General features: G+C 42.1%; 19 protein-coding genes. 7 read left to right on the top strand and 12 right to left on the bottom strand.

Features of this window, described 5'->3' with window-relative positions; translation table 11 throughout:
• Nucleotides 1-63 precede the first annotated feature (63 nt).
• From rpsB to ACI2JM_RS12620, 9 genes are all read right to left on the bottom strand, one after another.
• Complete coding sequence (rpsB, locus tag ACI2JM_RS12580; RefSeq protein ID WP_045443642.1) at nt 64-861, bottom strand: 30S ribosomal protein S2; 798 nt, start codon at nt 859-861, stop codon at nt 64-66.
• Nucleotides 862-1,224: 363 nt separating this feature from the next.
• A complete protein-coding gene (locus ACI2JM_RS12585) occupies nt 1,225-1,674 on the bottom strand; it encodes a chemotaxis protein CheX (RefSeq protein WP_404644606.1) in 450 nt (149 codons plus the stop codon).
• A 41-nt stretch (nt 1,675-1,715) separates the two neighbouring features.
• Nucleotides 1,716-2,165 carry a chemotaxis protein CheX gene (locus ACI2JM_RS12590; protein ID WP_045443636.1) on the bottom strand — a complete coding sequence of 150 codons (450 nt, stop codon included), beginning with the start codon at nt 2,163-2,165 and terminating at the stop codon, nt 1,716-1,718.
• Nucleotides 2,166-2,194: 29 nt separating this feature from the next.
• The gene (locus tag ACI2JM_RS12595; RefSeq protein WP_404644608.1) at nt 2,195-2,557 is read right to left on the bottom strand and encodes a response regulator; all 363 of its coding nucleotides are present in this window, start codon (nt 2,555-2,557) and stop codon (nt 2,195-2,197) included.
• 62 nt (nt 2,558-2,619) lie between these two features.
• Nucleotides 2,620-4,815: an ATP-binding protein gene (locus ACI2JM_RS12600; protein WP_404644610.1), complete on the bottom strand. Its 2,196-nt coding sequence runs from the start codon at nt 4,813-4,815 to the stop codon at nt 2,620-2,622.
• A 12-nt stretch (nt 4,816-4,827) separates the two neighbouring features.
• On the bottom strand, nt 4,828-5,697 hold the full coding sequence (locus ACI2JM_RS12605; RefSeq protein WP_404644612.1) for a substrate-binding periplasmic protein: 870 nt from the start codon (nt 5,695-5,697) through the stop codon (nt 4,828-4,830).
• Between the two features lie 351 nt (nt 5,698-6,048).
• On the bottom strand, nt 6,049-7,308 hold the full coding sequence (locus ACI2JM_RS12610) for a multidrug effflux MFS transporter (protein ID WP_109591006.1): 1,260 nt from the start codon (nt 7,306-7,308) through the stop codon (nt 6,049-6,051).
• A 317-nt stretch (nt 7,309-7,625) separates the two neighbouring features.
• The gene (locus tag ACI2JM_RS12615; RefSeq protein WP_060490433.1) at nt 7,626-8,438 is read right to left on the bottom strand and encodes a crotonase/enoyl-CoA hydratase family protein; all 813 of its coding nucleotides are present in this window, start codon (nt 8,436-8,438) and stop codon (nt 7,626-7,628) included.
• Nucleotides 8,439-8,599: 161 nt separating this feature from the next.
• On the bottom strand, nt 8,600-12,148 hold the full coding sequence (locus ACI2JM_RS12620; RefSeq protein ID WP_404644614.1) for an ATP-binding protein: 3,549 nt from the start codon (nt 12,146-12,148) through the stop codon (nt 8,600-8,602).
• 495 nt (nt 12,149-12,643) lie between these two features.
• Between ACI2JM_RS12620 and cysM the strand changes: the two genes are divergently transcribed.
• The 6 genes from cysM to ACI2JM_RS12650 all read left to right on the top strand — a co-directional run bounded on the left by cysM (nt 12,644) and on the right by ACI2JM_RS12650 (nt 20,830).
• Complete coding sequence (gene cysM, locus ACI2JM_RS12625) at nt 12,644-13,612, top strand: cysteine synthase CysM (protein ID WP_404644616.1); 969 nt, start codon at nt 12,644-12,646, stop codon at nt 13,610-13,612.
• A gap of 66 nt (nt 13,613-13,678) precedes the next feature.
• The gene (locus tag ACI2JM_RS12630) at nt 13,679-14,503 is read left to right on the top strand and encodes a 3'-5' exonuclease (RefSeq protein WP_404644618.1); all 825 of its coding nucleotides are present in this window, start codon (nt 13,679-13,681) and stop codon (nt 14,501-14,503) included.
• A gap of 88 nt (nt 14,504-14,591) precedes the next feature.
• Nucleotides 14,592-16,133 (top strand): 23S rRNA (uracil(1939)-C(5))-methyltransferase RlmD, encoded by a 1,542-nt coding sequence (rlmD, locus tag ACI2JM_RS12635; RefSeq protein WP_404644620.1) that lies wholly within the window; start codon nt 14,592-14,594, stop codon nt 16,131-16,133.
• Between the two features lie 383 nt (nt 16,134-16,516).
• Nucleotides 16,517-19,069 (top strand): bifunctional (p)ppGpp synthetase/guanosine-3',5'-bis(diphosphate) 3'-pyrophosphohydrolase, encoded by a 2,553-nt coding sequence (locus ACI2JM_RS12640; protein WP_045453697.1) that lies wholly within the window; start codon nt 16,517-16,519, stop codon nt 19,067-19,069.
• Between the two features lie 53 nt (nt 19,070-19,122).
• A complete protein-coding gene (gene mutM / locus ACI2JM_RS12645; protein ID WP_404644622.1) occupies nt 19,123-20,061 on the top strand; it encodes a bifunctional DNA-formamidopyrimidine glycosylase/DNA-(apurinic or apyrimidinic site) lyase in 939 nt (312 codons plus the stop codon).
• Nucleotides 20,062-20,389: 328 nt separating this feature from the next.
• A complete protein-coding gene (locus ACI2JM_RS12650) occupies nt 20,390-20,830 on the top strand; it encodes a hypothetical protein (RefSeq protein ID WP_087813997.1) in 441 nt (146 codons plus the stop codon).
• A 117-nt stretch (nt 20,831-20,947) separates the two neighbouring features.
• Here the strand turns inward: ACI2JM_RS12650 and mscL are convergent, their stop codons facing one another.
• From mscL to ACI2JM_RS12665, 3 genes are all read right to left on the bottom strand, one after another.
• Nucleotides 20,948-21,391 carry a large conductance mechanosensitive channel protein MscL gene (mscL, locus tag ACI2JM_RS12655; protein ID WP_055125730.1) on the bottom strand — a complete coding sequence of 148 codons (444 nt, stop codon included), beginning with the start codon at nt 21,389-21,391 and terminating at the stop codon, nt 20,948-20,950.
• 285 nt (nt 21,392-21,676) lie between these two features.
• Nucleotides 21,677-23,527, bottom strand: coding sequence for a translational GTPase TypA (gene typA, locus ACI2JM_RS12660; RefSeq protein WP_055125731.1), 1,851 nt, complete (start codon nt 23,525-23,527; stop codon nt 21,677-21,679).
• Nucleotides 23,528-23,883: 356 nt separating this feature from the next.
• Nucleotides 23,884-25,176, bottom strand: a complete 1,293-nt coding sequence (locus ACI2JM_RS12665) for an OmpA family protein (protein ID WP_193007713.1) — start codon at nt 25,174-25,176, stop codon at nt 23,884-23,886.
• A 560-nt stretch (nt 25,177-25,736) separates the two neighbouring features.
• Between ACI2JM_RS12665 and ACI2JM_RS12670 the strand changes: the two genes are divergently transcribed.
• The gene (locus ACI2JM_RS12670; protein ID WP_404644625.1) at nt 25,737-26,462 is read left to right on the top strand and encodes a prepilin-type N-terminal cleavage/methylation domain-containing protein; all 726 of its coding nucleotides are present in this window, start codon (nt 25,737-25,739) and stop codon (nt 26,460-26,462) included.
• Nucleotides 26,463-26,472: the final 10 nt, after the last annotated feature.

A 26,472-nucleotide genomic window follows, 5' to 3' on the forward strand; every position in this document is an offset into this window, starting at 1 on the left:
ATGGATGCAGATAGTGTGACTATCAAGCTATCCTTACAAAGTTAAACCTTTTGGGTCAGCCAATTATTCTGCTGGAGTCGCCGCTTCTTCTGCTTTGGCTTCAACTGGTGCTTCTTCAGTAGCAGGTGCTTCTTGCTCAGCTTTGCCGCCCGCTTGAGTCTGTGCGTATTCTTTACCAGCGATAATCGCATCAGCCATAGAAGTCACATACAAGGTCACAGCACGGATAGCATCATCGTTTGCTGGGATGATGTAATCAACGTTATCTGGGCTAGAGTTAGTATCAACGATACCGATAACTGGGATACCTAGATTTTTAGCTTCTTTGATAGCAATCGCTTCATGATCTACGTCTACAACGAAGATTGCGTCAGGTAGGCCGCCCATATCTTTAATACCGCCTAGTGAACGCTCAAGTTTTTCCATATCACGAGTACGCTCTAACGCTTCACGCTTAGTAAGCTTGGCGAAAGTACCGTCTTCTGCTTGCTTTTCTAGCTCTTTTAGACGGTTGATTGACTGGCGAAGTGTTTTCCAGTTAGTCAACATACCACCTAACCAGCGATGGTCAACGTATGGCATGCCAGCGCGTGCTGCTTGCTCAGCGATGATACCGCTTGCTGCGCGTTTAGTACCTACGAACAATACTTTGTTTTTCTTGGCAGCTAAGCCGTTAACGTAAGTCAATGCTTCGTTAAACGCTTTTACTGTGTGCTCAAGGTTAATGATGTGAATCTTGTTACGGGCACCAAAGATGTATGGTCCCATTTTTGGATTCCAAAAACGTGTTTGGTGACCAAAGTGAGCGCCAGCTTGTAGTAAGTCGCGCATTTCGATTTTGGTTGGATTCTTTGTAGACATGTGAAATTCCTATTGGTTGGGTTATGCCTCCACATCACAAAAACTGCCTATCTAGCGACACGCATCTGCTAACGGTTAATGCTTATTGTGGCAGCACTAACTTTTTTGCAAATTAATCAAGTCGCCAAACACCCAGCAATTTTTTGCCATGATGTGTGTGTCATTGGTTGATGGGTTGGTTTAAAAAATTGAGCTATCATTTGAACGTAAAAATACGATGTGATAAAAAATAGCTGGGCTGTATTTTATCATATAATGCTTAGCGACTGCTAGCGCTATTATGCTGTTTAAGTGGATGATAACGCATAAAAAAAACGACGCATTAACGTCGTTCTTTATACTGAATAAATGAGCAGCTGTAGATTAAGCGATACAGATACCAATGACCGCTTTATACCCACGCCACGTAAATGGCGTGACGTAACTTTGGCGATCTTTTGGCAAATAAGACACGCTTGGTGCGCTCTCAACAATATGCGGCGGCGAGATAATAAACTCTGAGCCAAACTCAGTACGAGCATTACCAGAGATAGTGTTGGCCATCTCACCGAGCAGATCTTTCATCATCGTGATCGATGAGTCAGGCTCGCCCATCACTTTTACGACCTCTCGTAACATCACACTTGGCGCACTCACATACACACAGCCTTCAATAGGCCCTGATATCTCGATAACGCCGCTATAATCATAACCAACAGCACTCTTGTTATGATTTAAATAAGGGGTATCAATGGACACTTCTGAGCCATCAATTTGTGCAAAAAATGCATTGATTGAGCTCAGAAACACACCCAATTTTTCTACTTTAACCATAATATATTAATATCCATCTTTATGACGCGGTGGCAGCAACGTTAATCCTGCAAACAGACCACAATCTCGCCTATCTGCGAGTTCCAAGTGATGGGAATGATAAAAGAACGCTCATCATTCGGCAACACAATACTTTGTGGAGAGCCTTTAAATACAAACGGCACAGAAATATGGAACTCTGAGCCAAACTCTTTACGCGCGTTACCAGCGATTGTATTGGCCACTTCACCAGCCAAATCGATATAATTCTCATCGCTTTTATCCGTTTCACCCATGCTATCCAGTATAGCGGACAACAACTGACGGGTTGCCGAAAAATACACCACGCCTTTTTGTCCACCCGATATACCGATCACACCCGTATAATCATGGACTTTTGGCTGTTTATTCTCTAACAGATATGGGGTGTCAGCGACAAGCTCCTCGCCCCCAAACTGATTAAAATAGTTACTAATAATACTTAAAAAAATCTGTAGCTTTTGTTCTTTCATAATGACATCTACTTAAGTCGTTGAATGGTTTAGTCTTGCATTAGCTCATACAAAGACTCTACAAGCTCATCTTCTGAAAAAGGCTTGCATAAAAATCCGCTGGCACCCAACGACAATGCTTCAATGCCAGTGGCTTTATCAGACAGTGCTGACACCACTAAAATTCGTACTTCAGGGTCAATCGCAATGATTTTCTCAATGCATTCAAGTCCGTCCATTTGTGGCATGGTCAAGTCCATAGTGATTACATCAGGACGATGGACATTGAACTTTTCAATGGCTTGGACACCACTGGTTGCCGTCGCAACCAGCATAAACTTCCCTGAATCGTACGCGCGTTGAATACGATTTCTAATAATATTTGAATCATCAACAATCATTAACTTATGCATAACTGATCTATTACCTTTAATGAAGTGTTTGTCGTCCTTGACAATATACCTACTGTTGTTAATTAAGCTTTGGGTAAAGTAACCACAAATCGTGTCATCTGACCAAATTCGCTGTTTACATTCAGCTTGCCACCATACTCTTTTACTTTTGCTTTGATAATATCGAGACCGACACCGCGTCCGCCATCTTCATCCGCGTCGTCTCGGGTAGAGAAACCCGATACAAATAGTTGCTTGAGCAAGTCGCCCTGACTGAGCTGGCTAGCTTCTTCTGTACTAAAACGACCTTCTTTGCTTAACTTGGCACGAATGCTGTCATAATCAATACCTTGACCATCATCTTGCACAATCAGCGTCACATCTGCGCCGCTGTCTTGCACCTCTAAATCAATCGTACCGACCACTGCTTTACCCGTCGTCTGACGAACACTTGGCGCTTCAATACCATGTACCACAGCATTACGTAGTAACTGAATGCTAATCTCTTTAATCGGCTTGGCAAGATGCTCTGGTATATTGGCTTGGGTTAATGTCAGGCTTTTGAGCGTGACCTGTTTGCCTTGCCTAGTTGCGATATCATCGGCAAAGTCTTTATAAAAAACCAAGTGATCATTATTTGCATCGTCTGCATCATTACCCAAATTGATGTCCAAACCACCATCAGTGGCCATGCCATTACTTGAGCTGGTAGCCGATCTGGCAATTGACTGACTTTCAGAAATTGCTGCTGATACGCTAGATTTTGCGGCTGCTGGTGCTGAGCGGTTGATACGCTCACCTAACGTTGCAATGGTATTCGATAAGCTCAACAAGTCATCCAAATGTACGGCCAATGGCAAGAAATCGTTACCAGATAATTGACCTTGGTTTTGCAATGCGTGCAGTTTGTCTTCCGCATCTGAGGCAATTTTAGTAAAGCTGTGCAGTTTTAGCGCAGATGCCTCACCTTTTAAGCTATGCATTTCGCGATAGATGGCTTTTAGCTTGCCTTCAAGCTCGTATTGAGAGCTACCAGGATTTTTCAAGATATTGTTCATCTTCTCAATGTGCATCTGCGTATTATCAATAAACTCATTAATAATCTTAGGATTTACATTCAAGATAGTGGTGAGCATCTCGATCTGCATATCATTTTGCGAGCGCTCTTTTTCTAGACGCTGCTCTAAATATACGGCATCTGATACATCGTTGACGTTGACCAAAATACGAGCAATATCTTTGTTATCATAAACGCGCGAGAACTTGAAGTCTAAGAAGCGACTGTTCTGGGCTTTGTCTCCAGACGTATTATGCAGCATCACTTTATGTAGCGGATTCAGAGAATCTACCAATTTTTCTTTAACGCGTGGATTGTAAAGCTGCTCAATAAATTGCTGTGTGGTTTTCAGATCTTTATCAGAAATACGACCGCGCAAGACATTGGTAAAGTTTTCCCCTGCCAATCTGTCTGAGCCGACAATGTCATTTAATGCACGAGAATGCTGTTGACCAATATTTAAGTCTTTATCAAGCAAGAATAGACCAGTACTGACCGTTTCCATAATTTCTTGCGTCTCGCGACGAGCGGCAAATGCTTCAGCATCCGTCTCACGCAAACGACGTACAAAGAAGAATACGAATATCAAGAAGTAAGCAAAAATAGCTGCAACACCCAATATCTGAATCAGACGAATAGTGTTTGCTTGACGTTCAGCGTTTATAAACACCTCATCAGTAAGCTGGTCTAGCGAGTCGTTAATAAATAAACTTGAAGTCTTCGCCTGTTCAACCGCTTGAGTCAGGTTATCTGAAGAGTCGACCATCACGTTATCAGCATCTTTTAGATATGCCTGAATTTTAGGCTCTAAAAGCCTCCATTCTTGATTAGCTTCCGCAACTTTAACTTGAGACTCACTATTCACCTTTGGAAGATCGTAGCTTTTGCCTTCAACGCTGGTAATAGTACCGCCTTGTTCAAGAGCTGAAATTGAGCTAGTAATCAGTGCCGTATCTTGTTCCAAACGCTCTAAAACACGCTGAATATGCGGAGAGTTTGTATCTTCGCCATAGCTATTATCTAAATCGAACAAATCTTTAATTACAGCTTGTGCACTATTCGCGACTTGGTTGGTTCGATCAATTAATACCGTGTTTCTTTCTAATAAGCTTGAGGTATAAAAGGTAAACGCTAGCAAAGCACCAATTAGCGATAAAAAAAGTGCAATTGAAATAATTAAATTTTGATAGCGCTTATTGTCAACATTAGGGGTAGTTGCCATCTTCAGAATTCCTTAGTTCAGTTGCTGAGTAGTAGCAGAAGTGCTATCAATAGCTGGAATGCTCTCACCTAACCACTGCTCTTCAATTGTCTTGAACGTTCCTTTTGTCTTAAGCTTAGTAATACCTTCGTTAACATTTTTAATAAGCTCATTATTGCCCTTTGCCATCATTATCACTTGCTGTGCTTCAGGCACATCTTCGCCTTCATAAGGCACGATAGTGACCTTATATTCAGGATGGATTTTTGCCGTATACTGCCAAATAGGGGCATCATGGAGAATGGCATCAACCTTCCCTTGCATCAAATCTTCATATAATAAGAAAGCAGTCTCTCTGGTAGACAGCTCCCCGTAGGTGCCAACTGCTTTTATTTGATCGACTGACTTCCCATTTTCCATACCACCAACATGCATGCCTTTTAGGTCTTCTAAACTACTTATTTTTAACTTATCGTTAGAATACATAATTGCTGATGGATTAAAGAAATAAGGTTTCGATAGGCCATATTTCGCCGCGCGTTCATCTTTATAAGAAATACCTGCTAATGCCAAATCGCGATTACCTGATTCCACACTATCAAACATATTTTGAAACGTTTCTTTGTAAAACTCGACTTTAAAGCCTTGTTCTTCACCAATAGCTCGAATGACGTCAATGTCAATCCCTTGCATATTGCCATAGTCATCTTGGAACGAAAACGGCGGCGTCGTACCTGTAGTCGCAACCTTTAATGTGGGCGCAGTATCAGGCAATTTACTAACAAAGGTATCTTTATTATCTTTAGCATTACTCTTATTTACATTCTCTTGAGTGGCAGAGTTACTACACCCAAACAGTCCTATACTAAATACAATTGGCAATAGTTTATATAATTGCTTCATAATTCATCCTTTAAAATTTACGTTATATATATCAATAAATGACAATTTAGCAAGGTTAGGTGATATCTTCACAATACTTACTTACAGAAAGTTACGTGGATAATACTTGCCTACCTTTGCGATTGCAATAATTATGTTTGGTTATTAACCACAATTTGTTATATATGGCAAATAAAAGATATTAATGATGTACTTAAGTCTATTTATATGACTAAAAACTTGTAATATTGCCTTGTTTTATGCGCAGTTTTAGGCAAAAATAAAATAAAAAGTACAAAAAAAAGCATCCCTACATAATCAATGTAAGAATGCCTTTTAAGATGCTAGTGCAAGAATTATAAAGTCTCTGGCTTACTCCGCATCGTCCAGATTTAAATTACGATCTATCTGCCAAATTAAAAAACAGCCAAGACTCATCAAAGCGAACATCGCAATACCAATTTTGAGTACGGGATTAACTGGAAATAGGTTTAATAATAATCCACCAAAGATACCGACTGAGAACATGAGCGAGCCTTGTAGCGCACTTGCCATGCCCGCTCGGCGTTTTTGAAAGGCCAGCGCAATAGCAGAAGCATTTGGCTGGGTAAGACCTAAACCTGCGATACAGAAGAAAATACAAGCCAGCACCAGTGGAAGCCAAGCATCAGTACCCAAAAATAGACCTATTACAAATAGCACGCCTGCAGAAATAACCTGCATCATCGCACCAAAGCGCAAAATACTCAAAATACGAAAGCGATTGGTAAGCCACTGATTCAGCTGAGTCAAACCCACAAAACCAGCAGCATTCATCCCAAATAACCAAGCGAAGTGGGTTGCGGATACCCCATAGGTATCCATAATCAGCTCAGAGGCTGAACTGATATAAACAAACATCGCCCCCATCAGCAGGCCGCCACCAATCGCTGGATAATTGAACGTCGGGTCTTTTAATAAGTCCCAGTATTGACTCAGTACTTCTCTTGCAGGACGTACATTACGATTTTCTTCCGTCAACGTTTCAAAGAAGAAAAACTTTGTGAGTAATAAATTCAACGTGCCAAAAGCAGCCAAAAACCAAAAAATAGAGTGCCAGCTAAAAAACTGTAGAAATAGTGCACCAAGCGATGGGGCCAATATCGGCGCTAAACCCATCACCAAAATCATAATAGAAAAGGCTTTTGCGGTTTGCTTAGCAGTCAATCGATCGCGAATCGCAGCACGAGTGACCACCGCGCCGACACACGCACCAAGCGCTTGCATCGTCCGTCCAACAAACAATACATACTCGTTATTAGTAGTCGCACAAACAATGGAGGCGATGACATATAGCGTCATACCGATATATAAAGGCTTAACACGACCGACACGATCACTAAATGGTCCATAAAATAACTGGCCAAATACCAAGCCTAAAAAATAGGCAGGAACAGAGTTGGCCATAAAGGCTGTGGAGACACCAAAGTCATCTGCCATCGATGGTAATGCAGGCAGATACATATCAATAGACAATGGCCCCACTGCCACGATAAGTCCAAGCATCATAATCCATGCAACAGGCAAATCAGCAGAGCGTACACGCTCAGAAGCAACGGGTCGATTGGGTAGAGAGGATTTTGGAGCAGACATATTCAGACCATTTTATATAGAGTGTATTGAATCGTTATAAAGGTTCAATACACTCTAGTGATTGTTATTGTATTATTCAGGCTTCCATTGTCTTTAATATTTAGTCTTTACTCAATACTGAAAACAAGGGTCATTGCCACCATTAGTGCACATTTGCATACAGCGGCGCAAGTGGATAGTGTTATATCGTACTATCCGCTCACATTTCAATAGAGGTATGACGTGAATAAAACAAACAATAACAACTAAAAATAATCACAATAATTTGTAAAAATAGGTCTGAGCGTCAGCATAGCGGCATAATTAATAAAAGATATTTAGCGGAACTGGCGCTTACCAAATGCCGTACTGGCTTGCTTGGCTTTTCTTAAAGCAAGCTTGCGATTACGACCGAGCATCATTTTAAGCTGCCATACTTTTTCTTTATATAAAGTAGTGGCTGGCTGCTGGAACATAGCATTGACCACACGCTTACTCGCCAACACCGCATCAGGAGAGCGCTCTGCAAATTCGGCAGCGAGCTTTTGCGCCTGCTCAAGTGGCGTTTCACTGCAATGGCTGACAAGACCCAATGCTTTGCCCTCACTGGCAGTCACGATACGCGCACTCATGGCAAGCTCTTTTAGCACATCTTCACGTACCACGCCAAACGCCGATTGCGTCAAACCCATGTCTGGTACAAGCCCCCACTTAGCTTCCATAATAGACAGTTTGCAATCTGGATGACTGATACGCACATCGCAAGCCAGCGCTAGCTGAAGCCCTGCACCGATACAATAGCCTTCTAATACGGCAATGACCGGTACAGGCACGTCGCGCCATACCAGACAAACACGCTGGAACGAGCTCTGCCATGGCTTTACCAGCTCCCAAACGGCGAACGCTTGATTTTTTGGATGATTTAAATCACCCAAGTCGATGCCCGCACAAAACGTGCCTTCAGCACCATTTAGAATCACCGCACGTATCGTTTTGTCTTTACCAATGCGTTCTGCGACGGCAATCAATTCTTTCACCACTTTAAAGCTCATGGCATTTTTTTTGTGTGGGCGATTCAAGGTTACCGTGAGTATATTGTCGGTCATACTAACTTGTAAGGTTTCATATTGGTAAGTGGCAATCGCGTTCATAACAATCCTTATTCATGAATAAAATAGAAATGGCATCTAAATATGATGCCGATACGTCTAAAGCTGATGGCAACAATATTAACAGCCTTGTTACGATGCTACCTCATCAATAACTGACTGCAACGATTCGATTCATCGTTAATGTCATAAAACCATCATTTCTAAATCATTTTCCACGTCATATCATTTTCACTCAAACGATGATAATTGAGCTGAGGATAGGCTGATAAATCCAGCGCCTGCAAGTTATTTAACGCTGTTATTAATGCGGCATAATATGGCTCAAGCATGGCAAACTGCGCAGGGGTGATGTGTTGGACATTCAACAAGCATTTATCTTCTAAGTCTTGACTGGCCTGACGTAATTGCGGCACACCAGTATAACGACTGCCGCCTAAGATGCGATGAGAAATTTGCGCTAGCATACTGCGATCACGGGCGTCCCACGCTTGCGTCAGCGCCTGCTTTTCATCATTGATCGTATCAAGCATCATAATGATAAGCTTGGCTGCCAAGTCGGGCTTATTCGCTGAGCGGGTCAACGCGTCTTGCCAATCTAAAATAGCAAACCCATCACTTTCGTTAGCCCCCAAAGAGTGATGGCTTAAATGGTGGTGACTGCTGTCCCAACTCTTTGTTCCTTGCGCATATGTGTGGGAATCTGTAGGCGTTGCCACTCCATCGTGAGCACTATTTATCGGTGTTTCCGATGGCTTTAATAGTGGCGACTGTCCTTGTTTATGTAAGCGCAAGTTCTCATAGCGTGGCTGGGTGTCACGCGGTGTTTCGCGTCTATAGTCCTCGCGTGGTTGGCTGTCTCGCAAGTAGTTATCACGAATTTTCTTCAATGATAAAGGACGCGTTATTTTTGGCTGATTGATTGTATTAGAACCGCTATGACGGTTATTTTCATCACCTTTCACCATAGGATAAGCAATGGTTGTAGAGTCTGATGGCCACGTTGAATACGTTTCAGCCTCCCTATTCTGTAAATCAGTAGAGTGTGAGTTATCTTTTGACAAATCGATAACCTGCACATCAGTATTGTGCACATCCGTACTGTGCAGATTGGTATCAGGCAACGCTGTTAACTGCGGCATTGTCGTTGTACGTCCAAGCCATTTTTGCAGCACTTGTAACAACTGAGGCTGACTAATAGGTTTACCTACATAGTCATTAATGCCACTGGCGATCAGTTTGTCTCGCTCATCAGCCAAACCATGGGCAGTCAATGCAATAATCGGGATACGGCTATCATCATTTTCAATATTACGAATTTGTCTTGCGGCTTCATGCCCTGACATACGCGGCATTTGGATGTCCATAAATATTAGATCAATATGACCTTTATCCTGAGTAGCAACTTTATCGTCGGTATTCACCTCTTCATAAAGTGTACTATTTGATTTTTTATTCACCTCATCGCGCGTTTCAGCTTTAGAGATTTGCGTTTTATTCGAAAGACTTTGCTTATCATTTTTCGTGGTTTTGATATTTTTGGTTTGTTGTTTACTGATAATTTCTATGGCGTCAAAACCACTACTCGCTGTGATGACCTGAATACCAAGCTCACTGAGCAATGCATCGAGCACCAACAAATTGGGCAGATGATCGTCGACTGCCAGAACCGTCACCCCTGTCCAGCGCGGTTCTTGCACGCTTTTTTTGGTACTGCGATTTTGGGTGTCGAGCATGGCATAAAGCTGTCTTTTGTCTAACGGCTCATACAAAATATTGGCATGATAACGATTTAATAATGCTTGATCGGCGGCAACTTGATAACCAAATACTGCAAGCTTGCCTTGATAATGCAGACGAATTTGTTTGAGTAATGCCATCATATCGTCTTGGGTATCATCATCGACGATGACCCAATCCCAATAATTACCATGCTCTTTTAATGACTCAAGTACGCCCGGTAAGGAGTTGGCTTGGGTCAATTTAATCGGCAAATATTGCAAGCTGGCTTTGAGCACTTGGATAGAGGCGGTATGATTAATCCATACCAATACATTAAACTCATCGGTCTCACTCGCCAATGGAGCCAAGACTGGTAGCTCAATCGTCTGTCCTGTAGCAGCTTCTAACACATCGACATGTGCTGGCATCCGAAACCAAAACGTTGCGCCCTGATTGGCAATATTCTCTTGAGCATTATCATGAAAGCCAATATCACCACCCATCAGCCGCGTCAACTGCTTGGAGATAACGAGCCCCAATCCTGTGCCGCCATACTGACGAGTGATTGAAGGGTCGCCTTGGCTAAAGCTTTGGAACAGCATCTTTTGATCGGCTAAAGAGATGCCCTTACCGCTGTCTTGCACACTGATCATGAGATAATTATCACGATGGTCATCCAAGCTGACACGCACTACCACATCACCACTGTCGGTAAATTTAATCGCATTGCCGACGATATTGGTCAATACTTGCTTGAGGCGTAGGGCATCGCCATTGATGCGCATCGGCACATCATTATAAAACAGCACCGCCATGCGCAGACCTTTTTCTGCGGATACAGGCGAAAGCATATCGACCACGTCATAAATGGTGTCATAAAGGTCAAACTCATGACGATCAAGCACCAACTTGCCCGCTTCAATTTTAGAGAAATCCAAAACATCATTGACCAGCGCCAATAAGTGCGCCGATGACTTGCGGATGGTTTGCACGTACAAATCTTGTTCAGGGTTTAATTCACCATGCCTTGCCAGCAAATTAATAAAGCCATCAATACTATTTAACGGTGTGCGCAGCTCGTGGCTAATATTGGCCAAAAATGCCGATTTTGCTTGGCTGGTTGAAATTGCCGCATCACGTGCATTACGAATAGAGATGTTTTGCATTTCCATCTCATCAAACGCGAGGCGCAAATCATCCTCAGTTTGCTCGGCATGGTCTTTTAATTCCTGAAAACTCCTATGCAAGCGGCGTAGCGTTTTGACCAAGTCTTGCTGCAATAAGTTCAGCTCACCATCTGACTCAACAGGAATAGGCTGATACAGATTGTCGACATGGGTACGCTGCAACTGCAAACGTAGCTCATAAATTGGTGCTATCCAGCGCTTTGAATAAATATTTAAACTCAGCAATAAAATCAAAATAGTGAACAAGCCGGTAATCACTAATGCCATGGCGATACGATAGCGGGCGATGTAGAGTGGTTCATTGTCCATATCGACGAGCAGCCACAGTTTTTGTCCTTCAAACTCCCCTAACACACTGCCATAAGCAGTTCCAATAGGCGTTGGTTGCTGCGATAAAAACTTCTTTGTTGTGTCTATTGCAGGCCATGCTTCATTCAGTCCATAACCGACTGCGGCAAGCACTTGATTGCTTTCATTGATGATCGCAATACGCTGTACATGTTGCTCGGACTGCATACGACCCAGCTTATCTTGGATTTCCTCAAGCTTTGTGATGGTCGTTTGAGTGGCATCATTTGCTCTGACTTCGCCATCCGAATTGGGTTCGCCGTCTGCTTGCTGGCGCTCTTGCGCTAACAGCTCAGGGATTAGCTCTGCAATCGCTGGGGTATAACGAATCAGCACCGCCTCCGCCAATACTTCTTGTTCTGAATTGCTGGCGCGCATGGTCTCATAAAAGACCAAAATACCGCCCACCGCTGCCAAGATACAAATGGGTAGAAACACCAATATAATCAACTGACCATACGCACTGCTAGTATCAAAACGTTTTTTGTATGCCATGCTAGCTTTACTCTCTACAGAAAATTGCACTATGAATCAATAGCGGCAGTAAGCGGTGTTAGCCAATCATAAACTTTTTAGGGGCTGTGCTCATTTCAAAGCTATTCTCATTTCAAAGATATCGTCATTTCAAAAATGATAACTGCCTACCCATGATAAATTTAGTGGTTCTTGTTATTGCCCTAACTATAACGCATTTCATCGATCATGGTGAGTGGCTATGGCGCAAAGGCATTTTAACTGTCCAGCCCTTTTTAAACACCACTCATTTACCAAAATCTCTTGATGCCTTCAGCGTAGCCAAAAACAAAATGATATAATGACGCAACTTTTCATTTATTGCTATTTGGTCAAAGCGACAGAAATGTCATTAACAATCAAATCACTCACTTCACTCAATAGCGGCCATATCAAGACATTTATTCAAAAATCACAATGACAATTAAAAAATAAACGGTAATTAAAATCAATTTTAAAAATTCACAAGGATACTTTATGTCCGCAACGGCTATCTCCAACTCTAATTTCATTACTCAAGTCACCAAACTTGCTGATTGCGTCGGTCAGACGCCATTGGTTAAATTGCAGCGCTTACCTGAGCAAGAGCAGCTGACCAATGGTGCTGCGTTACTGGCCAAGCTTGAAGGTAACAATCCAGCGGGGTCTGTTAAAGATCGTCCTGCTTTTAATATGATTTATCAGGCAGAACAGCGCGGTGACATCAAAGCGGGCGACATGCTGATTGAAGCCACGAGTGGCAATACGGGTATCGCTTTAGCCATGGTCGCGGCGATGCGTGGCTATCCGATAACGCTACTGATGCCAACCAATTCAACTCAAGAGCGCAAAGATGCCATGATTGCGTATGGTGCGACGTTAATCGAGGTGGATGAAGGCATGGAAGCCGCACGCGATTTGGCGCTGCAAATGCAAGCAGATGGCAAAGGCATCGTATTGGATCAGTTTAATAACCCTGATAACAGTCAAGCCCATTACCTGACCACAGGGCCTGAACTATGGGCGCAAACCGAAGGTAAAATCACTCATTTTATTAGCTCAATGGGCACCACTGGTACTATTACCGGTGTATCGCAATACCTCAAAGAACAAAATCCAGATATCAAAATCATCGGACTACAGCCTGATGAAGAAGCTTCGATTGCTGGTATTCGCCGCTGGCCTGCAGATTACATGCCGGGTATCTTTAACGCAGATTTGGTTGATGAAATCATGGATGTGGATCAGCGTATCGCAGAAATTTATATGCGCAAACTGGCGAAAACTGAAGGTATTTTCGCGGGCGTTTCATCAGGTGCTGCAGCATGGGCTGCCGTACAAGTCGCTAAAGAAAACCCTGATGCCGTCATCGCCTTTATTGTCTGTGATCGCGGCGATCGTTATTTGTCGACGGGTTTATACAATATTAACGACGACAATATTGACGCCAGCAATGTCGATCGATAACCGCACATAAATTACCTAACGCACAGACAACCCTGCTCAGTTTAGTTGATTCAATCAGGATTTCTTATGTCACAAGCTCTACCATCCGACCCTATACTGGTCTTTGATATCGAAACTGTCGCTGATACCGATGCGGCGCGCCGTATCTATCCGCAATTGGCAGAGTTGAATGATGCAGATGCATTGAGCGCACTCACAGCGCTTCGAATACAAGAAGCTGGGCATGATTTTATGCGCTTGCCACTGCAGCGTATCGTCTGTATCTCAGCGTTATATATCAAAGATGGCAAGTTGTCGTTGTTCTCATTGACCGCTGATAAATTTAGTGAAAAAGATATTCTTGCCAAATTTTTTCGGGCATTTAGTGACCTTGAAAAACTGCCACAGCTTATTAGTTGGAATGGCTCAGGTTTTGATATTCCTGTACTGATATATCGGGCTATGCAATACGATTTATCAGCGCCATGGTTATTTGAAGAAGGCGAGCGCATCAAAAACATGCGCTTTGATAATTATGTCAATCGCTTCCACACCCGTCACCTTGATTTGATGGACAGATTTAGCCAGTACGGTGCCAGCCGCCGCGAAGCCATGGATATTGTCGCAAGCTTATATGGTCTACCGGGTAAAACAGCTGTCGACGGTAGTATGGTTGGTGAGCTTGTCAGCACTAATGACTGGCAAACGCTGTCTATTTATTGCGAGTCTGACGTCATGAATACATGGCTAATCTATTTGCGCTGGTTGCGTTTAACTGGGCAACTATCCTCACAAGATTTTGACGCTTGGCAGCAGCAGAGCTATGACTATTTAGTAAAATATACCCAAGCGGATGGTCATGCCCGCCATCAAGAGTTCATCGCTGATTGGTCATCTGCGCCCACATCATAACAAATGAAGTTATATGAAGGCGCGGTATAAGACATCGCGTTTATCCTCATTTTTTTAGTTATTTATCATTTATTATTAAGGCAGGTTTATGCAACCCACCGATTCAAAAACGTCTACAATCTCTGATGTTACGCCAGCAACGAGCGAGACCCAAACGATTACTATTCCGCCTAATAAGAAAAAATCTAAACCCTCATCAAAGACACGCCGCCGTCTAAAGGATGCAGAACCTCTGCCCTTCACCATTGATGGTTTGTCGCATGATGGTCGCGGCGTTGCCGTTTATGGTAATGGTTTTGGTATAGACGATGGCCATGTCGAAGACAAACATGGCAAAAAAATCTTTGTAAGCTTTGCATTGCCGGGTGAAAGTGCCTTGGTCAAAATAACCAATAGCCGTGCCAGCTTTGAAGAAGGCGAGGCTGTCAGTATTACTGCCAACCCAAATTCTGAACGTGCCGTACCGCCCTGCCCACATTTTGGCGTGTGTGGTGGCTGTAATTTGCAACACTGGCAGCCAGACGGTCAAATCAACTTTAAGCAATCTGTATTGGCTGAAATGCTGATACACCAAGCCAGTGTCAAGCCTGATAACTGGCTTGCTCCAGTGGTTGGTGATCGTCTTGGTTACCGTACCAAAGCACGATTAGGTGTGCGTTATGTCACCAAAAAAGAAACCGCGCTTGTCGGCTTTCGTGAGCGCTCAAGTAACTTTTTGGCAGAATTAAATGAGTGTCATATTTTAGATCCAAGAATTGGTTTTGAGATTGAAAACTTAAAAACACTGATTAGTACGCTAGAGAGCCGTAACAAGATTGCTCAGCTTGAGTTGGCCATGGGTGAGGAAATGCCTGAGCTGCCAGATGGCAATCAGCCCGTTGCCCTTATCGTACGCAACTTGGAGCCGTTATCAGACGCTGATATAGAAAAGCTAAAAGTGTTTTTTGCCGCACGCAACTGGCAGCTATATTTGCAGTCTAAAGGTGCGGACAGTATCCAGCGTATTGCATTGACTGAAGATGATGACATGAGCCAGCAATTTGGTCGTTTGTATTACCAATTGCCAGAATACGATTTGACTTTCGAGTTTATCCCGACAGATTTTACCCAAGTGAACCTGTCCGTAAATCGTCAAATGACCAAGCTTGCTTGCGATTTGTTAGACTTAAAAGTAGGTGAACGCGTACTTGATTTATTCAGTGGTCTAGGCAACTTTAGCTTGCCACTCGCGCGCCTCGTTGGTGAGACAGGTTCTGTGGTTGGTGTTGAAGGTAGCGAAGCGATGACCGCACGTGCAGCCGATAACGCACGTCGTAATGGCATCAATAATACAGAATTTTATAGCCAAGATTTGACGCAAGACTGTACTGATAAACCTTGGGCGAATCAGGGCTTTGATGCGCTATTGATCGATCCGCCGCGTTCTGGTGCTTGGGAAATTATGCAGTACTTGCCGAAATTTAACGCTGAGAGAATCGTTTATGTCTCTTGCAACCCTGCAACCCTCGCCCGTGATACAAAAGCATTGTTAGAGCAAGGCTATCGTCTGACTCATGCTGGCGTGATGGACATGTTCTGTCATACCGGTCATGTTGAGTCTATCGCTCGTTTTGAAAAAGTAGCGGTGTAATTCAATTTACGGTTAAGTGAGCGGTTCAGAATATTACATAGCCATCATAGAAGTCACCAGCACTGATATACCATTTAAATCAATCAGTGACAACAAATGATGGTTATTTATCCTGATTAACCGCAGACATTACATAGCCTCGCTTGATTTGTCTCTTTAAAGTGAGATAATAGTAAACAATATTCCTAGGCTGGTTTTTTCCATTCTTGTGAACGTTTGCACTCATAGCTTTATATATTTTACGCGCATTTTATGACTGCTAAAAAACAGATTTTTTAGCAGTTATATTGGTTTATAGCTGATACTTTATGAATCGTAAGTTCAACGTGTGTGCATAGTAGATGAGGTTATAATCAATTCAAAATAGCTAAGAGGAGTCGGCTATGGTAAAAATTCGTGAAGGATTACCGCTGGTGGATGGACAGACCACCCAAGCCGATAGTGCAGCACTTGCCGCTCAACTGGTCGCGAGCCAACGCTCGCACCAGTCTGCCAATAGCTATGCCCAAATCCCCCTCGATATCAAATACCAGCTGTCCACTCATAAGCTACACACCACTTTTGATCGCTCAGCACTACATGCCTTTCATAGTCATGATCCAAAGCTTGAAAACGAATATTCTGATAACCCGCTTTTAGATAAAAATAATGCTCTCTCAGATAAAGAGCTCGAAGCGATTGATTTAGATCAAGTCAATATTGATGTTCCCACTTGGTTAGACAACGTCGCCAAACGTATCGGACAAGAGTCTGTACCTCACTTGAGTGCTGCTTGTGAATTTATTCGCAGTCATATGAATACTAGCGAGTCTGAGCGTTCAGGCGCTTATGTCACTGGTATTGGCATGACAGACATATTAACTTATCTCTACCAAGACGAAGACGCTCTTGTGGCTGCAATGCTCTATCGTAGTGCGCGAAAATCAATCATAAGCCTCGCTGATATCGAGAAAAAATTCGGTGCAGACATATCGACCCTCGTCAAAGATACCTTGGCAATGGGTAAGCTGTCCGAGATTATTGAAAGCAATAAGCGTCTAGAAGATCACTTCGTAAACAATCAGCGCGACCAGCTATCTAATATTTATAGCATGCTAATCTCCGTCACCAATGATGTACGCGTCGTGCTTATCAAATTGGCTGAGCGTACTTTCGCCATGCGCGAATTGACCTTTTCTAATGAAGAGCGTCAGAATCGGGTGGCGCGTGAAGTCATGACCATTTATGCACCACTGGCGCATCGCTTGGGCATCGCGCAACTTAAATGGGAGCTAGAAGACTTAGCCTTTCGCTACCTTGCACCTGAACGCTATAAAGAGATTGCCAAACTGCTCTCCGAAAAACGCAGCGAACGTGAGTCCTATATTCAGCGCGTACAAGACAAGCTTAATGAAGCACTAGCAGAGGCCAATATCGAAGGTGAAGTCTCTGGACGTGTCAAGCATATCTACTCTATCTACCGAAAAATGAAGCTCAAAGGCTTATCGTTTGATCAGCTTTATGACATTCGCGCGCTGCGAGTATTGGTCACCAACCCGTCAGACTGTTACCACGTGCTTGGATTGGTACATGGCTTGTGGCGATATATTCCAGAACAATTCGATGACTATATTACCAACCCCAAGTCCAATGGTTATCGCTCACTACATACGGCAGTCATTGCTGAAAACAAGTCACTGGAAGTGCAAATTCGTACTCACGAAATGCACTTCGAAGCTGAGCTTGGTATGTGTGCTCATGTTAACTATAAAGAAGGTCTAAAGAATAAAAAAGACAATTATCTTAATCAAAGAATCAGCTCGCTGCGTCAGCTGTTATCGATCAATAATGAAACCCGTAACCAACCGCGCTCATCTTTACTAACAGGTGAAGAAATAGAGGGCATGGAGTTTGACGAAGAAGAGCAACTCGTTGACTTTGACGAGCTCGAACGCATCTATATCTTTAGCCGTGATGGTGACATTACTGAACTGCCAAAAGGGGCGACCGTTCTTGATTTTGCTTATTATGTACATACACAAGTCGGTAATCGTGCCCAAGCTGCGCGAGTCAATCAGCGCTATGTACCATTAACCTATCAACTCAAAACGGGTGAACAAGTTGAAATTATCACCAAAGCATCACGTGAGCCCAACCGTGATTGGCTAGTTGCTTCACTTGGATACATTCATACCAATCGTGCACGTTCAAAATTGCGTCAATGGTTCAATAAGCAAGACCGTGATAAGAACATTGAAATTGGTCGTCAAATGCTCAGTAAAGAGCTTGAACGATTATCGGTACATCCCAATAGCATCGATTTAAACGACTATATTCAGCATTTCCATGTCAATACGACTGATGATATTATCGTTGGCTTGGTCACAGGCGACATTGGTCTCAACCAACTCACCAGCCACATCTCTCGTCAGCTACATCTAGAACCTGAAAGACCGCCAGAAAATTTTGCGCCAAGTATAGATGCTAGAGAGGCAGGCAAAATCGATGCTTATAAAATTCGTATCGATGGGCTGGATAATATAGAAATCAATTTAGCAGGCTGTTGCCACCCTGTGCATGGCGAGCCAATTGCTGGTTACATCACCCTATCACGAGGTGTCAGTGTCCATAATCGAGGTTGCCCTGAATACTCACGCTTGATTGAACGCGATCCTGAGCGCGAAATAGAGGCTTCGTGGCGGGTACAAGCTGGTCGTTATCAACCCGTTGATATTCACGTAGAAGCCTATGATAGGCGTGGACTGTTGCGTGATTTGACGCAAATTATTGATAAAGAAAATGTCAATATCCGCCAAGTTGAGACGCTCAGTAATGATGATAACATCGCCTTTTTAAAATTTCATATTGAAGTCTCAGGATTGGCACACCTATCTAAGCTTTTAGCGAAACTAGAGCAACAGCATGGTATCTTGCATGCTCGCCGCGCCGTCGCTTAGATATAAAATCACAAAGTACGTCCACTGAATCATAAGGTTATTATAAAAACATCATGCCTGAACTGCCTGAAGTAGAAACAACCAAAACCAGCCTTGCACCGTTATTAGGGCAACGCATTATCGATATAAAAGTTTTTCAGCCAAAGCTGCGCTGGGCGATGCCAGATGATTTAGATAGCTTGATTGATTACACGCTAGATAGCGTTGAGCGCCGCGCAAAATATTTAATTCTTAACTTTTTACCTTTATTATCCAATGATGATAGCGCTGCAGCTCAAACTGATACGTTAGTACCGCGTCAACTTTTGGTTCATTTAGGCATGTCGGGCAGCCTGCAACAGCAGAGCTACGGTACTGAAAATCGCAAGCATGATCATCTCATCATTATTTTTAAGGGCGTTAATAATACAAAATCCCAACTACATTACTATGACCCAAGACGTTTTGGGTCCGTGTTATGGCACAAGGATTATAGTGCTAAGCTATTAGATCATTTAGGTCCTGAACCATTATCAGATGAATTTACTGCAGACTACCTGTATCAATTGATTCAACGGTCAAACTTGCTTGATCACAGTGCTGATAACGTAGCAATTGGCAACGCCAAATCAAAGAAGCAGCCCATTGCTCGCGCTATAAAATCAGTCATCATGGAACAACAGGTCGTCGTGGGTGTCGGTAATATCTATGCGACTGAAAGCCTATATTTATCAGCTATTCATCCAGCCACCCCCGCTCACCAACTGTCCCATGCTCAGATGATTATTTTGGTCGATCATATTAAAGGTATTTTACAAAAGGCGATAGCGCTTGGTGGTTCGACACTACGAGACTTCACCGTAGCAGATGGTCAAACCGGTTACTTCCAGCAGACATTAAATGTCTATGGTAGACAAGGGGAAACTTGTCCGCATTGTGATGCTGTACTTGAGAATATCAAAATTAATGGTCGCGCCAGTGTATTCTGTCCCAACTGTCAGCCAATCCTTTAAATATTATCTGAAACTATCACTATCTTTTTCGCCTTAAATACCAGAATAACTTAGGTATCAAGTAGTAGAATATGGCAGCACAATACTCTTGACTGAGTGTCCTATTATTTTGCACTAATATCATTATATCGCGCGCCATTTTTGTTGCTTATTGACACACATATTGCTTTAATAGTATGAGCACTTACATAAATAGTGCATAATGTTTATACATCTGTAATATATTTAGATTACTTATCGTTGCGCATTGTTTATATAGGGAAATTGTCTCTGTGTGGGAATAGCAGCAGCCATTAATCATACCAATTATGAATTTTAGGACATCGTTATGACTGTTAAAGCTAAAAACCAACGCACAGTTAAGCAAAAAGCCTTTACTATAGTCGCAAGCTTAAGTTTAATGGCTGCTACTATGCAGCCTGCCTTGGCAGCCATAGAAATTGATGAGACAGACTTTGGGCCTTCTTATGAGACAATGGTGGTTGATACGGTAGTGGGTAAACCTTTACAACTGGTCAGTGCCGTTGCTGGTACTGCCGCCTACCTAGTTAGTCTACCCTTCTCGCTTATCGGTGGTAATGCGGATCAGGCGCAGCAGAAACTTTTTGTTGAACCTTGGGATGCGATGGGACGTTGTTTAGGTTGTACTGTGGCTGAAGACAATTATTACAAATCACAAGTGACGAATGATAATGTTGTCCGTATTGTCGTTGACCAACCATCTGAGATTTTGATTAATACCAACGATTATGTCGTAGTTACGCCATAGTCTTTATATTAACAGCTGGTTAAATGATATATCTGTATTAAAGACAATGCATTTATAAATTATCCATCAAAAAGGCTAACGTCGTGTTAGCCTTTTTTTTAATCAAATCACCATATTTTATTTTGAAACAGTGGTGTTACTTAACTTAGCACTAATTTCACGAAGCAATTGCACCTCTTCTGAAGGTTGTTTTACCAACTCTTGTACTTCTTCTTTACGACGCATTTTATTAACCATTCTAACCATCATAAAAATAATAAATGCTAAAATTAAGAAATTAATCAGTACGGTAATGAAACTGCCGTAGGCTAATACAGGAACGCCAGCCGCTTTGAGGGCATCATAGGTCATGGCAACACCTTCAGGCGCATCACCCAACACTAAGAACATGTTTTTGAAATTAATCTCGCCACCTGCTATGAAGGCCACTATTGGCATAATAATATCTTCAACTAAGGACGTTGTGATAGTAGCAAATGCCCCACCGATAATGACACCGACCGCTAAGTCCATCACATTACCTTTTAGAGCGAATTCTTTAAACTCAGAAACCATACTCATTATTTTCTCCTCAAAATACCAATCTATAATCGAATAAGTATCTCAACAGTCGACCCAATCTTGAGCCTTAAGAGTAATAGTGAGAAACACTACTACTGTCAGTTATTCTGTCTATATTCTATGGAAATTACAACAAAAAAAAGCAGCATAAAATGAACCATATTCAGTTCACTCTATACTGCTAATTTTTTAGTTATCTTGATGCGCATTATTAAATAACAACAGCATCAAATGCTTCTATAAAACATCAATCCAATAAATTACTCAGTAATTCATGGCTCAATATTAAGCACCTTTTTTACCACGGCCGTGACGCTTACGCTCACTTTCAGTCAAATAACGCTTACGCAGACGAATCGCCTTAGGTGTTACTTCAACCAATTCATCATCTTGAATGAATTCAAGCGCTTGCTCAAGTGTGAACTTGACTGCTGGAGTCAACGTCAATGCTTCATCAGTACCACTCGCACGAACGTTGGTTAACTGCTTAGCAGTCGTTGGATTAACAGCCATATCATCGTTACGTGAGTTAAGACCAACAATCATACCTTCGTAAACTTCAAGCTGTGGCTCAGCAAATAACTTACCGCGTTTTTGCAGGTTAAATAGCGCGAAACCTAAGCAAACACCCTTCGCCATAGAAACCAAGACACCATTCGAGCGACCACCAACATCACCGATTTTTTGTGGACCGTAATGTGAGAAGCTTGACGTCATGATACCAGTTCCTGAGGTCAACGTTAAGAACTCTGAACGGAAACCGATCAAACCACGGGCAGGCATCGTCGCTTCGATACGCATACGACCTTTACCATCAAGCTCCATATTGGTCATCTCGCCTTTACGCAAGCCAACCTGCTCCATGATAGAACCTTGATGCTCATCTTCAATATCAAAAACAACGTTTTCATACGGCTCTTGTAATTTACCATCCACTTCTTTGACGATAACTTCTGGGCCTGAAACACCCATCTCAAAACCTTCACGGCGCATGTTTTCAATCAATACAGACAGATGCAGCTCACCGCGACCTGATACTTTGAATTTATCAGGAGATTCTGTATCTTCTACACGTAATGCTACGTTATGAATCAATTCACGCTCAAGACGCTCACGGATATTACGCGAGGTCACAAACTTGCCATCACGACCAGCAAAAGGTGAGTTATTTACTTGGAAGTTCATAGAAACGGTAGGTTCATCAACCGTTAATGCTGGTAATGCTTCGACAGCACTAGGATCACAAATCGTATCTGAGATATTAAGCGAATCAATACCAGTAATACAAACGATGTCACCAGCTTGTGCATCTTCAACATCAATACGATCAAGACCATGATAACCCATAATTTTTAAAATACGGCCATTACGGGTATTGCCATTTTTGTCGATTACAGTTACTTGAGTATTGGTTTTGACTTTACCACGCTGAATACGACCAATGCCGATAACACCAACAAAACTGTTGTAATCAAGGCTTGAGATTTGCATACGGAACGGTGCGTCAGCATCAACTTGAGGAGGCTGAACCACATCAACAATTGTTTTGAAAAGCGGTGTCATGTCATCAGCCAAATCGTCAGCTTCCAAACCTGCAATACCATTCAATGCTGAGGCATAAACAACTGGGAAATCAAGCTGTTCATCAGTTGCACCCAAGTTATCAAAAAGATCAAAGATTTGATCCATTACCCAGTCAGGGCGTGAGCCAGGACGGTCAATTTTATTGATGACAACGATAGGTTTTAGACCTTGCTCGAACGCTTTTTGCGTCACAAAACGGGTCTGTGGCATTGGGCCATCCACCGCATCAACGACTAGAAGCACGCAGTCAACCATAGACATTACACGCTCAACTTCACCACCAAAGTCGGCGTGACCTGGGGTGTCAACAATGTTGATACGATATTCAGTATCATCAGTCTTATCTGTCCAGCGGATGGCTGTATTTTTAGCCAAAATGGTAATACCACGTTCTTGCTCAATATCGCCTGAATCCATTGCACGTTCAGCAATGTTTGCACGGTCGCCAAAAGTACCAGACTGATGTAATAACTTATCAACCAAAGTTGTTTTACCGTGGTCAACGTGGGCAATAATTGCAATGTTACGCAGGTGTTTGATATCGTTCGCCATATAAAATGCTCGTTTCGTCTTAAAAAAATGCAGTAGCAATAAGCGCCGCTGGATAAACTTTTACCATCAACCAGATAGATATTGAGTACTTACTTTTGGAAGACTGCAAAATAGATGCGGTTAATCAAATAATTTCAATATAATCAAGTATCTACACTGATAAATTCATCATACAGATAGCTATGCTAATGTACATTCTGTCAATTTACAGAATGTTTGGGCAGCTAGTATAACATTATTGCTTCACAAATTTATGTAATAACTTGCTTTTCTCAATCCATAAATAAAAAAAAGCCACCCATTAGGTGACTTTTTTTGTAACTATATATTTAGTAAAACAATTGATCCAATACTATTTACTGAACAACCATATCTTTAGTTTGTTCAACAGTCATTGTTTTGTCACCAGTGATGATGGCATAAACACGACGGTTCATAGCACGACCTTCTTCAGTGTCGTTTGGAGCGATTGGTTGGTCATAACCATAGCCAACTGTTGATATACGGTTTGGAGCGATACCGAATTCGTTAGTCAACATAGATTTAACAGCAACGGCACGGGCTTCAGATAAACGTTGGTTATAACGTGCTGAAGGACCAGTTTTAGAAGCATGACCTTCGATACGTGCTGTAGAGTTAGGATACTCGCGCATCTTCTCTGCTACTTTAGCGATTTCAGGTTGATACTGAGATTTGATCGTTGATTTATCGTTATCAAAGAATACACGTAGTTCCATTTTCAGCTCATCAGTAATATCTACTGGTACTGGGCAACCGCGCTCATCTACTACGACATTCATAGGAGTGCCTGGGCATGCATCGATGCTATCAGGTACGCCATCGCCATCAGAATCAAGATCAGATTCAACTACGACTACTGGAGTAGTATCGATAACTGGCTCTTGCATTGGTGGTACTGCTACTGTAGGAGCTAAATGGCCACCAAGTACAACTTCTAGACCGGCCAAAGCCATGCCTTCCCACCAGTTGTTATCAAAGTTATGAATCGCACGAGCTTCACCACGTAGGCTTAAAGCGTCGTTGATACGATACATAGCACCTAGACCTAGGTTACCAATAGTATCTTTAGACTCTGCAACTTCAGTACCAGCAGTAGTAGGATTCGTCTCACCAGTTTTAGTGTAAGTTTCTTGGTTTTCTACTTTAATCTTAGATTGACCAGCACCAACCAATACATATGGCTTGAATGCGCTATCAGTATAACCAGTAAATTCTTCAGTACCGATTAAGAAGTTACCAGAAAGCATGGTTTGTTCTACGTCAAAGCGGTTAACGCCAGCTTTTGCAGAATCTTCAGAAGCTTCGCCGTTTGCATTTGATACACCATACTCTACTTGGAACTGAGTAGAAGGAGTTAGTTCAATACCTAGTGCAGCACCAGTGTATAAGCTGCTTTCTTTAGCTACGCCACCATTGTCATTACCACGACCATCAGCATTAGCCATAGGGTCGCCATTGACATTCTCATACAAATTTTTACCAGTTTTCAAAATTTCGCGTTGCTCGTCATGAGCTTCGCCAGTGTAATGATAACCTAGTAACAATGGGCTAATAGTTACGCCAGCATTAGCTGCTAAAGGTGCAGCTGCTACAGCAACCAGAGCTAGAGCAATTTTATTCAATTTCATGGACTTCCTCCAAAGGATAATTTGAGTGATGCATTAAGCAAAACCGCTTCTCAAGATGCTCTAAAATAGACATCTTTTACGAATTTTAAGTGACAAAGCAAAACCAATTAAGGAGTAGCTTAGCGATTATCAATTCAGTTTACAACTTTTTTCGTTAACGAGCTACACATTATTACACGATAATGTCGTAACTAAAACACAATAACCAGCTTAAGTTACCTAGAACTAACACACCTTACGCTTTTTATCTTTTGTATGTCAGTTCACAATAGATAGTAAACCTAACAGTATCTATTGTCTGGGCGTATTTTAGTACAGTTAGTATTTTTTCTCTATTATTAAAACCAGTCATTCACTAATTGAAACATTTTTTGACAGTAGACATATATTCTGTTTATATTATAGCACTCAACATTATTTCATACATCATAAATCTGATCATTACTCCAAAATTTCGCGCGCATATTGGCTCGATTTTACGCAATGATTGGATTGAATAACATTTAAAGAAGCGAGACTGTTTTATTGAACTAAACTACTTATTATAGGTAACAAGCCTCATGGCATTGCTGCATAAAACATTATCAAGTTATAAAAAGCTCTCAGCATTTATGTTATGGGTTTTTAATTCAAATAAGCACAGGCTAGCTCAAAGCCGATTGATTCTTTATGTGCATCACAGATATATAGTATCTCTCTATAAAAGAGCACCTAATACAAACACTAGAACAGACGCAAGCACTGTTAATAGACATAACAAGGGTTTTACGCTGGTTGAACTTATCGTCACTGTATGTGTATTAGCAATTATAGTGATGATCGTAGCCCCAGTCATACGAACACAATTAGCACGTATGGAAGCCAAACGGATTCAAAGTCAGTTAGAGAATTCTCTTGCCTTAGCCAAGGCTGAGAGTTACATCAGAAGACAGAATGTCATTGTTTGCTTGTCTGATACTGGAGGGCGCTGCCATAGAGACAGCGATAAGACGCTTTTGTTATTCATAGATAAAAATGACAATAATCACTTTGATGCTCAGGTAGATTCATTAGTCGTTCAGCAGTCTTTAAATCCTAAATACAGTAAGCTAAGTTTACGAGTTGGAAGTCGACGCCACTACACCAAATTTTGGGGTGATAGTGGCAAACCACGAGGACATTTTGGCCATATAAAATACTGTCCCATTGTCGCTTATAATGAAGCAATGTATCTAATATCATTTAACCAAGGAGGTATTGTTAAACAAAAACTTAATGAGGATCATCCCACTGAATGTGACGAATAAGAAATTACTA

Origin of the sequence: Psychrobacter sp. NPDC064578 (assembly GCF_044901245.1) — a bacterium.
Taxonomy (GTDB): Bacteria; Pseudomonadota; Gammaproteobacteria; order Pseudomonadales; family Moraxellaceae; genus Psychrobacter; species Psychrobacter cibarius_C.

Coding starts and splice junctions, on each gene's coding strand:
- rpsB (WP_045443642.1), bottom strand. CDS start 861: ATGTCTACAAAGAATCCAACCAAAATCGAAATGCGCGACTTACTACAA.
- ACI2JM_RS12585 (WP_404644606.1), bottom strand. CDS start 1,674: ATGGTTAAAGTAGAAAAATTGGGTGTGTTTCTGAGCTCAATCAATGCA.
- ACI2JM_RS12590 (WP_045443636.1), bottom strand. CDS start 2,165: ATGAAAGAACAAAAGCTACAGATTTTTTTAAGTATTATTAGTAACTAT.
- ACI2JM_RS12595 (WP_404644608.1), bottom strand. CDS start 2,557: ATGCATAAGTTAATGATTGTTGATGATTCAAATATTATTAGAAATCGT.
- ACI2JM_RS12600 (WP_404644610.1), bottom strand. CDS start 4,815: ATGGCAACTACCCCTAATGTTGACAATAAGCGCTATCAAAATTTAATT.
- ACI2JM_RS12605 (WP_404644612.1), bottom strand. CDS start 5,697: ATGAAGCAATTATATAAACTATTGCCAATTGTATTTAGTATAGGACTG.
- ACI2JM_RS12610 (WP_109591006.1), bottom strand. CDS start 7,308: ATGTCTGCTCCAAAATCCTCTCTACCCAATCGACCCGTTGCTTCTGAG.
- ACI2JM_RS12615 (WP_060490433.1), bottom strand. CDS start 8,438: ATGAACGCGATTGCCACTTACCAATATGAAACCTTACAAGTTAGTATG.
- ACI2JM_RS12620 (WP_404644614.1), bottom strand. CDS start 12,148: ATGGCATACAAAAAACGTTTTGATACTAGCAGTGCGTATGGTCAGTTG.
- cysM (WP_404644616.1), top strand. CDS start 12,644: ATGTCCGCAACGGCTATCTCCAACTCTAATTTCATTACTCAAGTCACC.
- ACI2JM_RS12630 (WP_404644618.1), top strand. CDS start 13,679: ATGTCACAAGCTCTACCATCCGACCCTATACTGGTCTTTGATATCGAA.
- rlmD (WP_404644620.1), top strand. CDS start 14,592: ATGCAACCCACCGATTCAAAAACGTCTACAATCTCTGATGTTACGCCA.
- ACI2JM_RS12640 (WP_045453697.1), top strand. CDS start 16,517: ATGGTAAAAATTCGTGAAGGATTACCGCTGGTGGATGGACAGACCACC.
- mutM (WP_404644622.1), top strand. CDS start 19,123: ATGCCTGAACTGCCTGAAGTAGAAACAACCAAAACCAGCCTTGCACCG.
- ACI2JM_RS12650 (WP_087813997.1), top strand. CDS start 20,390: ATGACTGTTAAAGCTAAAAACCAACGCACAGTTAAGCAAAAAGCCTTT.
- mscL (WP_055125730.1), bottom strand. CDS start 21,391: ATGAGTATGGTTTCTGAGTTTAAAGAATTCGCTCTAAAAGGTAATGTG.
- typA (WP_055125731.1), bottom strand. CDS start 23,527: ATGGCGAACGATATCAAACACCTGCGTAACATTGCAATTATTGCCCAC.
- ACI2JM_RS12665 (WP_193007713.1), bottom strand. CDS start 25,176: ATGAAATTGAATAAAATTGCTCTAGCTCTGGTTGCTGTAGCAGCTGCA.
- ACI2JM_RS12670 (WP_404644625.1), top strand. CDS start 25,737: ATGGCATTGCTGCATAAAACATTATCAAGTTATAAAAAGCTCTCAGCA.